We start from the raw sequence: 13881 nt of genomic DNA on the forward strand, positions 1-13881 counted from the left end.
AACGTCGCTATCGTGACCGGATAGCGACACTCTTTTTTATAAGTTATTATAGTCTGGAATATCCTGGAGGAAAATATAACTCTGGTGTTCATAATCCATTCGGCAGCAATAGTGTTGCATTCCATTGCTGACAATCAGGTAATCTACTTTCAGTACCATATTATACCGGGTTATCTGATCGAATACGGTCTGTGTGATTTCAATGTGCGGTGCCTTGTATTCCACAATCATGCGTGCCGACAAATCCCTGCGATAGAGCACTGTATCACACCGCTTGGTAGTGCCGTTCAACTTTACCATTACTTCATTGGCAAGAAGGGCGGTCGGATATCCTTTGTGTGCAATAAGAAAGTGAACGAAGTGTTGACGCACCCATTCTTCCGGAGTGAGAGCGACATATCGTTTGCGAATCACGTCGAAAATTACATTTTTTCCGTTTCGTACGTTTATTTTAGTGTCGAATACTGGTAGGTTTAACGATAACATTTATTATTTTTGTAAGTTAAATAATGGTTCCCATCATCGGGAGCACAAATTTAATAGATAATTATGAAAACAAAAGAAGAAATCGTAGCTAATTGGCTGCCTCGTTACACAAAACGTAACCTGGAGGATTTTGGAGAGTATATTCTGTTGACTAACTTCAACAAGTATGTCGAGATTTTCGCAAATCAGTTTAATGTTCCTATTTTAGGAAGGGATGCAAATATGATTTCTGCTTCTGCCGAAGGTATCACAATGATTAACTTCGGTATGGGAAGTCCCAACGCTGCTATCATCATGGACTTGCTGGGGGCTATTCGTCCCAAAGCGTGTTTATTCTTGGGAAAATGTGGCGGTATCGACAAGAAAAACCAGCTTGGCGACTTGATTCTTCCTATTGCGGCTATCCGTGGGGAGGGAACTTCCAACGATTATTTTCCTCCTGAAGTTCCTGCATTACCCGCATTTATGTTACAGCGTGCCGTTTCTTCGTCAATCCGTGACAAAGGCCGCGACTATTGGACCGGTACCGTATATACTACCAACCGCCGTATTTGGGAACATGATGATGTATTCAAGGAATATCTGAAAAAGACACGGGCTATGGCGGTCGACATGGAAACTGCAACTTTGTTTAGTTGTGGCTTTGCCAACCACATTCCTACCGGTGCATTATTATTAGTATCTGACCAGCCTATGACTCCCGACGGAGTAAAAACAGATAAGAGTGATAATTTGGTTACCAGAAATTATGTAGAGGAGCATGTTGAAATCGGTATTGCTTCTCTGCGTATGATTATTGATGAAAAGAAAACTGTTAAACACTTGAAATTTGACTGGTAAACCCAGTCTTTCTGAAAAATATATATGGCAAAACAAGAGCTGACCTGTGATGATATCCTCAAGGAATTAAAGGCAAAGCAGTATCGTCCTATTTATTATTTAATGGGAGAGGAATCGTACTATATCGACCTGATAGCCGATTACATTACTGATAATGTGTTGAACGATACGGAAAAGGAATTCAACCTGACTGTGGTATACGGGGCTGATGTAGATGTAGCGACTATCATAAATGCTGCCAAGCGTTATCCGATGATGTCCGAACATCAAGTGGTAGTAGTCAAGGAGGCACAAGCAGTGCGTAACATGGAGGAACTGTCTTACTATCTTCAGAAGCCGCTTCATTCAACTATCTTGGTAATATGCCATAAGCATGGTACATTGGACCGCAGAAAGAAGTTGGCCGCCGAAGTTGAAAAGACGGGTGTGCTGTTTGAATCTAAAAAGATAAAAGATGCACAGCTCCCAGCCTTCATTGCTTCTTACATGAAACGGAAAGGCGTAGACATGGAACCCAAGGCAACAGTCATGCTCGCTGATTTTGTCGGCTCAGATTTAAGTCGGCTGACAGGAGAACTGGAGAAATTGATTATTACTTTACCCGCAGGACAGAAACGTGTTACTCCCGAACAGATTGAAAAGAATATCGGCATTAGCAAGGATTATAATAACTTTGAATTGCGAAGTGCACTAGTGGAAAAAGACATTCTTAAAGCAAATAAAATAATAAAATATTTTGAGGAGAATCCGAAAACTAACCCGATTCAAATGACATTGTCTCTGCTGTTTAGTTTCTATTCCAACTTAATGTTGGCATATTATGCTCCTGACAAATCGGAGCAGGGAATCGCTACAATGTTAGGACTAAGAACGCCCTGGCAAGCTAAAGATTATATGGCGGCAATGCGTAAATATAGCGGAGTTAAGACGATGCAAATCGTTGGAGAAATACGATATGCTGATGCAAAATCAAAAGGAGTGAAAAATAGTTCTATGTCGGACGGAGATATTCTGCGTGAATTAGTGTTTAAAATTCTTCATTAGAAAAAGCGACTGTTTCACATCAATAAGAGGTATATACTTTTACTGTCATTCAAGTAAGTATATACCTCTTATTATATTCTCTATATTGAACCTTCCAAATGAATAGTTAGCATCCTAATTTTAAACTGAATATTTTACAAAATTACCACACTTTCTTTATCTGTTTTTCCTGATAGAAAATATGTGTTTCTGAGTTACTTTTCCCGTTTTGTTTTCATCTTACTTGATTCCCGAATTTTGTCTCTTTTAATAAATCCCATTGAAAAATCAAGATTAAATCAAAACTTGTAATGTATATAATATCCTCTTGATTTTTTAAGCGAAAACGAAAGAGAAACTTCCTTTTGTTTAAAACCTGGTCTGTCATTTTGATAGTTTTATGATTTTCTGTAATAATCTCCCCATTTTTTCTAGTTTATCTAAAGATTAATATCATAAAAATGGGAATAACACTCTGTATTATAGATTATTATGATAAAAATAAGGCCTCTAGAATTGAAAAAAAGTAGAGAATAGGTGAAGAGTACGTAAATATTGCAAGGATTTACCATTTTAGACCTGACATGTAAAAGATGATTTGAAAAGCGTTCGATATACATGAGTGAATTATAGATTTTTTCTCTTGTTTTATTGCTGATGCAACTACTCAATTTCACTTTTGTATATCTTACACTTTCCGTTTGTAAAATATAATATTGTAATGCAAACACAAGTGTAACGAGAAGAAGCTATACACAAAAGTATATGATATAAATTACAAGAATAAATAAAGTAGTATAAAGGTGAAAGGAGAGGGGTTAACACTTTATCTTTACGCATTTATACATCTGTTTATCAGTAATATGCATGTGATATCTAAATTTTTACTATAACAGACTATATTATACACAATGTATTTTTGTGAATAACAAAATCAATAAATAAATTACGAATAATATATAATTAATAATTAGTTATTTACCACTTTTTATTAAACTTGAAATATGATTTAGAAAGATAGTGTTTTTATGAGTATACAAACATACTAATACATCAGTAAACAAATACACACATTTGTCATATCTATATTTTTAGATTTGTGATTTGCATTTGTGAAACAAAATATTTACCTTTGTATATTCACATAAAGGATTTGTATTTTTGTGAAATCAGCATGTTATGCACACAATTGTAATCAAAAAAGGCTATATGGAAATAAAAGACAGAATTAGGATGATAATGGAGAGAGAAAAAGTTCCTCCCAGAGTTTTTGCTGAAACAATCGGAGTTCAGCAATCTACTCTCTCACATATTTTAAATGACCGGAACAAACCAAGCCTGGAAGTAGTGATGAAAGTTCACCAGACTTATAATTACGTAAATCTTGAATGGTTACTATATGGAAGAGGTGAAATGTTGGCTTCTGCTGAAGAATCTTCATTGGCTTCCTCTAATGGTGATTATCAACCTTCTTTGTTTGATGAGAATCCTGTAAATCCGTCCAAAGAGACGATTACTTTGGAAAATCGCAAGGAAATGGCATTAAGAAGTACCGGAAATACACCTAAAGAGATTGTAAAACAAGAGATTAGGTATATAGAAAAGCCTGCCAGGAAAATTACTGAAATAAGAATTTTCTTTGATGATAATACCTATGAAACGTTTAGACCTGAAAAATAAGTGGTAAAATCGCAGGTTTGAGCAAATTCCTGTATCTTTGTACCCGGAATACGAATTTATACTTTTTATATCCATACATGAAGAAATTTATTTTAGATCTGACGGTTACTGAGAATATCAAACTGCATGCTAACTATGTATTGCTAAAGTTGACTTCTCAGTCATTGCTGCCCGAAATGCTACCGGGACAGTTTGCCGAACTTCGGGTGGACGGTTCGCCTACTACATTCTTGCGTCGCCCTATCTCTATTAATTTTGTAGACAAACAGCGAAACGAAGTGTGGTTTCTCATCCAGTTGCTTGGAGACGGAACAAGGCGATTGGCAGAAGTAAATCCGGGTGATGTTATCAATGTGGTACTTCCATTAGGAAATGGCTATACAATGCCTCAGAATCCTTCAGATAAGCTTTTGTTAGTTGGTGGAGGTGTTGGAACAGCACCGATGTTATATTTGGGCGAGCAATTGGCTAAGAATGGTCATAAACCTACCTTTCTTTTGGGTGCACGTAGTGATAAGGATCTGTTGCAACTGGAAGAATTTGTTAAATATGGCGAAGTGTATACTACTACGGAAGATGGCAGTCACGGAGAAAAAGGATATGTTACCCAACATTCCATATTAAATAAGGTGCGTTTTGAACAGATTTATACTTGCGGTCCCAAGCCGATGATGGTAGCGGTGGCAAAATATGCCAAAAGTAATCAGATAGAATGTGAAGTCTCTTTGGAAAACACAATGGCTTGTGGAATCGGTGCCTGTCTTTGTTGTGTGGAGAACACGACAGAAGGTCACTTGTGTGTATGTAAAGAAGGTCCTGTTTTTAATATAAATAAACTACTATGGCAGATTTAAGTGTAAATATTGGTGAATTACAAATGAAAAATCCGGTGATGACCGCATCGGGTACATTTGGATATGGCGAAGAGTTCTCTGATTTCATTGATATAGCGCGAATAGGTGGTATCATTGTAAAGGGGACAACCCTTCACAAACGTGAAGGAAACCCATATCCGCGTATGGCAGAAACTCCTTCGGGGATGTTAAACGCTGTGGGACTGCAAAATAAGGGAGTTGATTACTTTGTAGAGCATATATATCCCCGTATAAAAGACATCCGGACGAATATGATTGTAAACGTATCGGGATCTGCCATTGAAGATTATGTGAAAACAGCCGAAATTATTAATGAACTTGACAAAATTCCTGCCATAGAGTTAAACATCTCATGCCCTAATGTAAAGCAAGGTGGCATGGCCTTTGGCGTGTCAGCAAAAGGAGCTTCTGAAGTAGTAAAAGCAGTACGTTCAGCTTACAAAAAGACACTTATCGTAAAACTCTCTCCGAACGTGACTGATATTACAGAAATAGCCCGTGCAGCAGAAGAAAGTGGTGCAGATAGCGTGTCATTAATCAATACATTGCTGGGAATGGCCATTGATGCAGAGCGTAAACGTCCTATCCTGTCGACTGTAACTGGAGGAATGTCCGGTGCTGCCGTAAAACCGATAGCATTACGCATGGTTTGGCAAGTTGCTAAAGCAGTAAATATTCCGGTCATAGGATTGGGAGGTATCATGAACTGGAAAGATGCCGTTGAATTTATGCTTGCCGGTGCGTCAGCTATCCAGATTGGTACAGCAAATTTCATAGATCCAGCTGTTACGGTTAAAGTAGCAGAAGGTATAAATAATTACTTGGATAGACATGGATGTAAGTCTGTGAAAGAAATAATAGGTGCACTTGAGATATAATTGAAAACACATGATAACCCTTCGCATAAATTTTCATGAATAAGTGTTATTTTCCTCTTAACATATACTTATTGAAAGAGTCTTTTTAAATAAAGGAATTATCAAGAAAAAATGCGTATGAGGAAAATTAAATAAAATCCTTGAACAGGTCATAAATAAAAAACGACGGTGAAAACTCAATCCATTTCCACCGTCGTTTTTATTTGCATGTATTTTTACAATCAAGTTATTCTTCTAATAAATCAGGACGAAGTCTTTTCGTACGTTCTAATGATTGCTGCAACTCCCATTCTTTAATTTTGGCTTCGTGTCCGGACAATAGGATATCGGGAACTTTCCAACCATTATAATCGGCTGGCCGTGTATATACCGGTGCTGCCAACAAATTATCCTGAAATGAATCCGAAAGAGCAGACTGTTCATCGGAAATGACTCCGGGAATGATGCGGACAATAGCGTCTGCCATAACTGCCGCTGCCAGTTCACCACCTGTCAATACATAATCTCCTATACTGATTTCTTTCGTAATCAGATGCTCCCTGATACGAAAATCTATTCCTTTAAAATGGCCGCAAAGAATAATCAGGTTCTGAGCCAAAGAAAGAGAATTGGCCATAGGCTGATTAAATTGTTCTCCGTCAGGAGTAGTAAAAATCACCTCGTCATAGTCACGTTCTGCTTTCAAAGCATTGATGCAACGTTCAATAGGTTCGATCTTCATTACCATACCGGCAAATCCTCCGAAAGGATAATCATCTACACGACGATATTTATCTTCAGTATAATCGCGGAGATTATGGATATGAATCTCTGCAAGTCCTTTGTTTTGAGCTCGTTTCATTATCGAACAATTGAAAAAGCCTTCAATCATCTCTGGCAAAACCGTTATAATATCAATACGCATAATCTTTAATTTTTCGCAAAAGTACAAATATTCAAAGATAAACCTGTATTTTTGCCTTAAACAATCTAAGAATTATGGATATAAAAGAGAAAATAGAAGGATTACGTGCCGAACTTCATCGGCATAACTATAATTACTACGTGTTGAATGCTCCCGAAATATCCGACAAGGAGTTTGACGAGAAGATACGTGAACTTCAGGACTTGGAGCAGGCTCACCCGGAATATAAAGATGAAAATTCGCCTACAATGCGTGTAGGCAGTGATATAAATAAGAATTTTACGCAGGTAGCACATAAATATCCTATGTTATCTTTGGCAAATACTTATTCGGAAGCTGAAGTGACAGATTTTTATGATCGGGTTCGCAAAGCATTGAATGAAGATTTTGAGATTTGCTGTGAGATGAAATACGACGGAACATCCATTTCGTTAACTTACGAAGACGGAAAGTTAGTTCGTGCCGTCACTCGTGGTGACGGAGAAAAAGGTGACGATGTGACAGATAATGTAAAGACAATCCGTTCTATTCCACTTGTATTGCATGGCGATAATTATCCTTCTTCTTTTGAGATTCGTGGAGAGATTCTTATGCCATGGGAAGTGTTCGAGGAGCTGAACCGTGAAAAAGAAGCTCGCGAAGAACCTCTTTTTGCCAATCCAAGAAATGCGGCGTCCGGAACATTGAAACTTCAAAATTCAGCGATTGTAGCTTCTCGTAAGTTGGATGCGTATTTGTATTATTTGTTGGGCGATAATTTGCCTTGCGACGGGCATTATGAGAATCTTCAGGAAGCAGCAAAATGGGGATTTAAGATTTCTGATCTGACACGTAAATGCAAAACACTGGAAGAAGTCTTTGAATTTATCAATTATTGGGATGTTGAACGGAAAAATTTACCTGTTGCGACTGATGGTATTGTTTTAAAGGTAAATAGTCTTAGACAGCAAAAGAATCTGGGTTTCACAGCAAAATCTCCCAGGTGGGCAATTGCCTATAAATTTCAAGCGGAACGGGCGCTGACTCGTCTAAATAAAGTTACTTATCAGGTTGGTCGAACGGGAGCAGTCACACCTGTAGCCAATTTAGATCCGGTCCAACTTTCGGGAACTGTCGTGAAACGTGCGTCATTGCACAATGCAGATATTATTGAGGGGCTTGATTTGCACATCGGAGACATGGTATATGTAGAAAAAGGTGGGGAAATCATTCCTAAAATTACCGGAGTGGATAAGGACGCGCGTAGTTCTATGTTAGGTGAAAAGGTCAGGTTTATTACTAATTGTCCTGAATGTAATAGCAAATTGGTGAGATATGAAGGTGAAGCTGCCCACTATTGCCCTAATGAAACAGCATGCCCTCCTCAGATTAAGGGTAAAATAGAGCACTTTATTAGTCGGAAAGCCATGAATATTGATGGATTAGGGCCGGAAACAGTGGATATGTTCTATCGATTGGGATTGATTCACAATACGGCTGATTTATATGATCTGTCAGTTGAAAATATTAAAGGACTGGACCGTATGGGTGAGAAATCTGCTGAGAATATCATAACAGGAATTGCTCAAAGTAAAGCCGTTCCTTTTGAACGTGTGATCTTTGCTTTGGGAATTCGTTTTGTGGGTGAAACAGTAGCGAAGAAAATTGCCAAGTCATTTGAGAATATAGATGAATTGCAGCAGGCGGATCTTGAAACATTGATAAGTATCGATGAAATCGGCGAAAAAATAGCTCAAAGTATCCTTTCATATTTTGCTAATGAGTCAAATTGTGAGCTAATTAACAGATTGAAGGCTGCAGGATTACAACTTTATCGTACCGAGGAGGACTTAAGCGAATATACGGATAAACTTGCCGGACAATCTATCGTTATCAGCGGCGTATTTACTCATCATTCGCGTGATGAATATAAAGAGCTCATTGAGAAGAATGGTGGAAAGAACGTGGGAAGCATCTCTGCAAAGACTAGTTTTATACTTGCTGGAGAGAATATGGGACCTGCAAAGCTGGAAAAAGCAAAAAAACTAGGAATAACCATACTAAGCGAGGACGAATTTCTGAAACTTATATCGTAAGATAAGAAAAATATTCGTACTTTTGCGGCTAAATAAATTAGAGATTATAATTAAAACTCATGATACAGACTAAATTGAAAGGAATGGGGGTAGCACTGATTACTCCTTTCAAAGAGGATGAGAGCGTTGACTATGACGCGCTGATGCGCATGGTAGACTATCTCTTGCAGAATAATGCGGATTTCTTGTGTGTGCTGGGAACTACGGCCGAAACACCGACTCTTACTGAAGAAGAAAAGAAAACCATAAAAAAAATGGTAATCGACCGCGTTAACGGAAGAATTCCTATTCTGTTGGGGGTAGGTGGTAATAATACTCGCGCCATTGTAGAAACTCTGAAAAACGATGATTTTACAGGAGTTGACGCTATATTGTCTGTTGTGCCATATTATAATAAACCTTCCCAAGAAGGTATTTATCAACATTATAAAGCGATTGCGGAAGCAACGGAACTTCCTATTGTATTGTATAATGTTCCGGGACGTACAGGAGTAAATATGACCGCCGAGACTACTTTGCGCATTGCACGTGACTTCAATAATGTTATTGCCATTAAGGAAGCATCCGGTAATATTACACAAATGGATGATATCATAAAAAATAAACCGGAAAATTTTAATGTTATCTCCGGAGACGATGGTATCACGTTTCCCTTGATTACATTAGGAGCTGTTGGCGTAATTTCAGTAATTGGTAACGCTTTTCCTCGCGAATTCAGTCGTATGACGCGTTTGGCACTACAAGGAGACTTTGCTAATGCACTGACTATTCATCACAAATTTACGGAATTATTTAACCTGTTATTTGTAGACGGGAATCCTGCAGGAGTAAAATCTATGTTGAACGCAATGGGAATGATTGAAAATAAACTTCGTTTGCCATTGGTTCCTACTCGAATTACTACGTTTGAAGCGATACGTAAGGTCTTGAACGAGTTAAATATTAAATGCTAATACAAGGAAAACCGATTCTTGTTGCGGTATATAAATGAATCACCCTTCACTTTAATTCTATCACGATGGATAGAGTAATGTGAAGGGTGATTTTTCGGATCAATGAATAACCCTGAGGGTTAAATATATAAATTGTTATTGAACCTCCGTCGTCGCCGTTGGATTTTGAAAAGCAGCAATGAGTATATTTCCCGCAATTGGCGTATGGTGGCTGAGGGTACTCGTTTGACGCAAGACTTTGCGTCTTTTTTAAAAGAACTATATTGATAATTATCCGATCAGTTGCAAGTTATTGGGTACTTTATATGGCGTTGACGGGGATTTGTTGGAACGTCAATACCGCAACCATTTAAGTAATTACCTACACTGGGATCAGCTTGCTCACGCAGAGAACTGGCTCCTGTTTGAGAAGAACATTGGTGCCTACGTCTGTATTGACGAAGTGGCTCTTTCCCGTGGAGAACTCTATACTGTGTTGATTAATAAAGAGACTCACGGTGGTAAAGGCAGTATTATTGGTATCATTAAAGGTACGGATGTTTGCACGGTTACCTCTGTCCTGCTTAAACTTTCGCGTCGTCGCCGCTACCAGGTGCGTGAGATAACATTGGATATGGCTCCCAATATGGAACAGATTGCCCGGACTTGCTTCCCTGCTGCCAAACGGGTTACGGATCGTTTCCATGTACAGAAATTAGCGTATGAAGCGGTTCAGGAGATGCGGGTGAAAGCTCGCTGGGAGGCTTTGGACGAAGAGTCCATACAGATAGCTTACGCAAAGGCCTGCGGAAAGATGTATCATGCGCCCGTTTTCGCCAATGGAGATACAAGAAAACAGTTGCTGGCAAGGAGTATTTATCTGCTTTACAAAAAAGAATCGCTATGGACTCAGTCTCAAAGGATACGGGCCGAGATTCTATTTAAAGAATATCCCGATATAAAGAAAGGATATTATATGGCCATGCGGTTAGGATCAATCTATCATCAGTGTAAGTTTAAAGATATAGCTTTGACAAGGCTTGCAAGGTGGTATGATGAAGTAGACAAAGCGGGGTTTCTCACCTTTGGAAGGGTAGCGCGCTCGATACAAACGCACTATCTGAATATAATAAACTTCTTTGAAAGAAGGGCTACCAATGCAGCAGCAGAATCATTTAATGCTAAAATCAAAGCGTTCAGGGCACAGTTCAGAGGAGTAAGAGATAAAGCATTTTTCTTGTATAGACTCGCTAAATTATATGCATAAAATGAAAATCCCTCAGATTCTTACGTTGATCCGATTTTTCCAGGATTGAAGATACATTTTCTTCGATGAAATGGGCAAAAAATAAAATCCTCCACATAATATGCAGAGGATTTCAGTGATCGCGACAGGATTCAAACCTGTAACCGGCTGATCCGTAGTCAGCTACTCTATTCAGTTGAGCTACGCGACCTAATAATAGTTTTGAAGAGTGACCGCGACAGGATTCAAACCTGTAACCGGCTGATCCGTAGTCAGCTACTCTATTCAGTTGAGCTACGCGGCCATTTTGTTAATTCGATAAGTGATCGCGACAGGATTCAAACCTGTAACCGGCTGATCCGTAGTCAGCTACTCTATTCAGTTGAGCTACGCGACCATTGTTTCGTTTTAACGGGTGCAAAGATACGTACTTTTCCCGAATTAGCAAGCATTTCAACGACTTTTTTGTAGAAAATTTATTCAATGAATCGGTAATTGAATAGTTGCCAACCAATACTCAGTCCGACATTCCACTCTCTTTTCGGTGAGCTATAATGATTTACATATGCCGAGATGTCTCCGAATGGTAATTGACACACAACAGATATTTCTCCTAAATATTCGAATTTAGAGAAGGCTTTTCCATAATATGCCTTATTCAATGAATTTCTTTCAATCGGATAAATGGGCATAAAACCATAAAATTCTCCTCGAAGATGAAACATCTGGTTTAAACGATAGATAGGCCGGATACCGGCACCAACAAACTGGTTGGCACGAAATGCTTCATTATAAGTGAGCTTACTATGCTGTGTGGGAGAAAATTCACCAGCCTGCATCATTGTTGCAGTATAGTTCTCTGAAAAATTCTTAGAGGCATATAATGCTTTCAAATACCACCCTAACACCCAATGCTCACTCATATTGTGGTATTTCTCTTTCATATAGGATAATTGCAACCAGGAGTGGTGCTCCTTATTATTATTTCCAGTAGCACTTTCTCCCGGATAGAATCGCTCTCTTCCAATGAAAATTTGGGCAATGAGGGCTTCTCTATAACCACGTGTCGGGTATTGTCGTGAGTTTAATGTGCTTCCGTTAAAACTGATAGAACCACCAAACAAATCGTAGCGACTTTTATCAAACTTATCGTTTCCAAAGTCTATTACACTTTTCTGAAAATATTTATCTTCTATCCTTGCAATCCCTATTCCAAACTCTGCCCGTTTGCTTGAAAGAAATGGCAGGCCTACTTGTAGCTTTAGGAATCGTTCATCCTTTTGGTTAAATGCCGGTTTGTCATTTCTGGAGAAAAGTTTATCCTTCTTGAAATAGTCGAAAGTACTGATAGATGCGATGAAGCGATATGAAGTAGGTATAGCAGTAGAAAAGTCTATTTTAGCCATAAACTGGGCATTATTGTATACCTTTCCAAGTTGGCCGTCAAAAACAAATTCCTTGGCATAGTAATTTAAATCCTGATAACTGAGCCCCAGATAAATCTGATTGGAATTAGATGTGGATATATTACCTCCTAATCTTACGGCAAAATTATTTTCCAATTTGACTTTCAGATGCAAATCGTAAGTATCATCTTCCGGATTATAGATAGCGTGTGGAATAATTTCGGAAATCATATTATCCGAAAGTAGACGGAAATACCCTTGTTTCAAGTCTTCGTAGCTGAATTCTTTGTTATCTGATTTATGAAATTCTTTTTTTATGTATGCTTGCTGTTGTGTGTTGGCACCGTCAATAATGATATTCTTGAATCGTAATTCAGGATAATTACTTCGGTAGACCATTCTTCTTAGACGTATATTATCAAGATTTACGCGTCGATGTATGCGGCTTTTTATCGAATCCATCATACTGATAGTCCGATTATAACCTATATCATGTAATTCGTCAACACGTTGAAAATCCATAAGACCAACATTATCATACTTAAATGTCATCAAAATCCCCATTGAATCCGGAATAGAGTAGTCAGTTTTCTGCATTACCATATTTTCAATCTGGCTCATGAGATCATTTTCTTTAGGTTTAGTGGGATTAGCCGAAACGACACTTCCGATAATAATATCCGGATGAAAATCGTTCTTCATGACATCTGTCGGAAAATTATTATAAATTCCCCCATCATAGGCTAATACGTTATCAATTTCGATGGGCTTGAACATGAACGGAAAACTCATTGATGCTCTGACAGCATCTCCTAAATCGCCTTCTTTCATGATTAATTGCTTCTTATTGTATACATCGGAGGCAATACAGCGAAAAGGAACAAAGAGTTTGTCGAAATCACCTTTACATGCTGCAGTGGCACGTGCGTACAGATCAACGAAAACCAGATTCATTTGAATTGGATTTACGACGCTAGTGGGCAGGAATTGAGGTTTCAAACTTTTTAGAGAATCTCTAAAGGAGAAACGAATATTGAAGAACTCAGGAGTAGGAAGATTCTTTTTAAAGTGATATACATATTTCTCTTCTACTTCTCCGGAATACCATCTTTTAAAGTCTTCTGACTTTAAAAGATCTACCATGTCATCAGGAGAATATCCCATAGCATACAGAGAACCGATTATGGCCCCCATGGAGGTACCTGCAATATAATCGATAGGGATATTATTTTCTTCCAGAGCACGAATAATACCAATGTGTGTCAATCCTTTAGCACCGCCTCCACTTAATACAAGACCTACTTTTTGGGCATAGATAGCTGGTACGATTAACCATAAAGTAATAAACACAAGAAGAATTTTTCTCATAACCCAAATCAAACAGTTGAACTTTTGTCTTTTTAAACGTTCAAATATATACAATACTTTTCAATTAATCGATATTTTATCAACCGTTTTAAATCGAAAAAGAGCATTACGACGTGTTTTAACGTCGAATGCTCTTTCCTGAAGTTATATAATGGATAAAGGGGCGAT

General features: G+C 38.2%; 11 protein-coding genes, 3 tRNA genes and 1 pseudogene. 9 read left to right on the forward strand and 6 right to left on the reverse strand.

All coding sequences use genetic code 11. From position 1 onward, the window contains the following. Positions 1–36: 36 nt before the first annotated feature. Positions 37–486, reverse strand: a complete 450-nt coding sequence (locus CGC64_RS13685; protein WP_005675829.1) for a type I restriction enzyme HsdR N-terminal domain-containing protein — start codon at positions 484–486, stop codon at positions 37–39. A 63-nt stretch (positions 487–549) separates the two neighbouring features. Between CGC64_RS13685 and CGC64_RS13690 the strand changes: the two genes are divergently transcribed. The 5 genes from CGC64_RS13690 (at position 550) to CGC64_RS13710 (ending at position 5782) form a co-directional block, all read left to right on the forward strand. Further along, a complete protein-coding gene (locus tag CGC64_RS13690) occupies positions 550–1326 on the forward strand; it encodes an AMP nucleosidase (protein ID WP_005675827.1) in 777 nt (258 codons plus the stop codon). A 24-nt stretch (positions 1327–1350) separates the two neighbouring features. Beyond that, entirely contained in the window at positions 1351–2370 is a 1020-nt protein-coding gene (holA, locus tag CGC64_RS13695; protein ID WP_005675826.1) for a DNA polymerase III subunit delta, read from the forward strand. A gap of 1188 nt (positions 2371–3558) precedes the next feature. After that, a complete protein-coding gene (locus CGC64_RS13700) occupies positions 3559–4029 on the forward strand; it encodes a helix-turn-helix domain-containing protein (protein WP_032838141.1) in 471 nt (156 codons plus the stop codon). 77 nt (positions 4030–4106) lie between these two features. Beyond that, positions 4107–4883 carry a dihydroorotate dehydrogenase electron transfer subunit gene (locus tag CGC64_RS13705; protein WP_005675822.1) on the forward strand — a complete coding sequence of 259 codons (777 nt, stop codon included), beginning with the start codon at positions 4107–4109 and terminating at the stop codon, positions 4881–4883. After that, positions 4871–5782 carry a dihydroorotate dehydrogenase gene (locus tag CGC64_RS13710; RefSeq protein ID WP_005675821.1) on the forward strand — a complete coding sequence of 304 codons (912 nt, stop codon included), beginning with the start codon at positions 4871–4873 and terminating at the stop codon, positions 5780–5782. The genes CGC64_RS13705 and CGC64_RS13710 overlap by 13 nt, the downstream gene beginning before the upstream one ends. A gap of 226 nt (positions 5783–6008) precedes the next feature. Here CGC64_RS13710 and trmD read toward each other — a convergent pair whose 3' ends face one another. After that, complete coding sequence (gene trmD, locus CGC64_RS13715; protein ID WP_005675820.1) at positions 6009–6686, reverse strand: tRNA (guanosine(37)-N1)-methyltransferase TrmD; 678 nt, start codon at positions 6684–6686, stop codon at positions 6009–6011. 74 nt (positions 6687–6760) lie between these two features. Here trmD and ligA point away from each other — a divergent pair, with 74 nt between their 5' ends. From ligA to CGC64_RS13730, 4 genes and pseudogenes are all read left to right on the forward strand, one after another. Further along, a complete protein-coding gene (ligA, locus tag CGC64_RS13720) occupies positions 6761–8761 on the forward strand; it encodes an NAD-dependent DNA ligase LigA (RefSeq protein ID WP_005675819.1) in 2001 nt (666 codons plus the stop codon). A 59-nt stretch (positions 8762–8820) separates the two neighbouring features. Continuing rightward, positions 8821–9714: a 4-hydroxy-tetrahydrodipicolinate synthase gene (gene dapA / locus CGC64_RS13725; RefSeq protein ID WP_005675818.1), complete on the forward strand. Its 894-nt coding sequence runs from the start codon at positions 8821–8823 to the stop codon at positions 9712–9714. Between the two features lie 129 nt (positions 9715–9843). Then, positions 9844–9981, forward strand: a pseudogene (locus CGC64_RS19415) (ISAon1 family transposase N-terminal region protein); the annotation flags it as partial. Between the two features lie 25 nt (positions 9982–10006). Continuing rightward, entirely contained in the window at positions 10007–10960 is a 954-nt protein-coding gene (locus CGC64_RS13730; protein ID WP_438264363.1) for an ISAon1 family transposase, read from the forward strand. Positions 10961–11076: 116 nt separating this feature from the next. Here CGC64_RS13730 and CGC64_RS13735 read toward each other — a convergent pair. From CGC64_RS13735 to CGC64_RS13750, 4 genes are all read right to left on the reverse strand, one after another. Continuing rightward, positions 11077–11150, reverse strand: a tRNA-Arg gene (locus CGC64_RS13735). 19 nt (positions 11151–11169) lie between these two features. Beyond that, positions 11170–11243, reverse strand: a tRNA-Arg gene (locus CGC64_RS13740). A 19-nt stretch (positions 11244–11262) separates the two neighbouring features. Continuing rightward, positions 11263–11336 (reverse strand) — tRNA-Arg (locus tag CGC64_RS13745). Between the two features lie 79 nt (positions 11337–11415). Beyond that, a complete protein-coding gene (locus tag CGC64_RS13750; protein ID WP_005675815.1) occupies positions 11416–13713 on the reverse strand; it encodes a patatin-like phospholipase family protein in 2298 nt (765 codons plus the stop codon). Positions 13714–13881 lie beyond the last annotated feature (168 nt).

Source organism: Bacteroides caccae, from assembly GCF_002222615.2.
GTDB lineage: Bacteria > Bacteroidota > Bacteroidia > Bacteroidales > Bacteroidaceae > Bacteroides > Bacteroides caccae.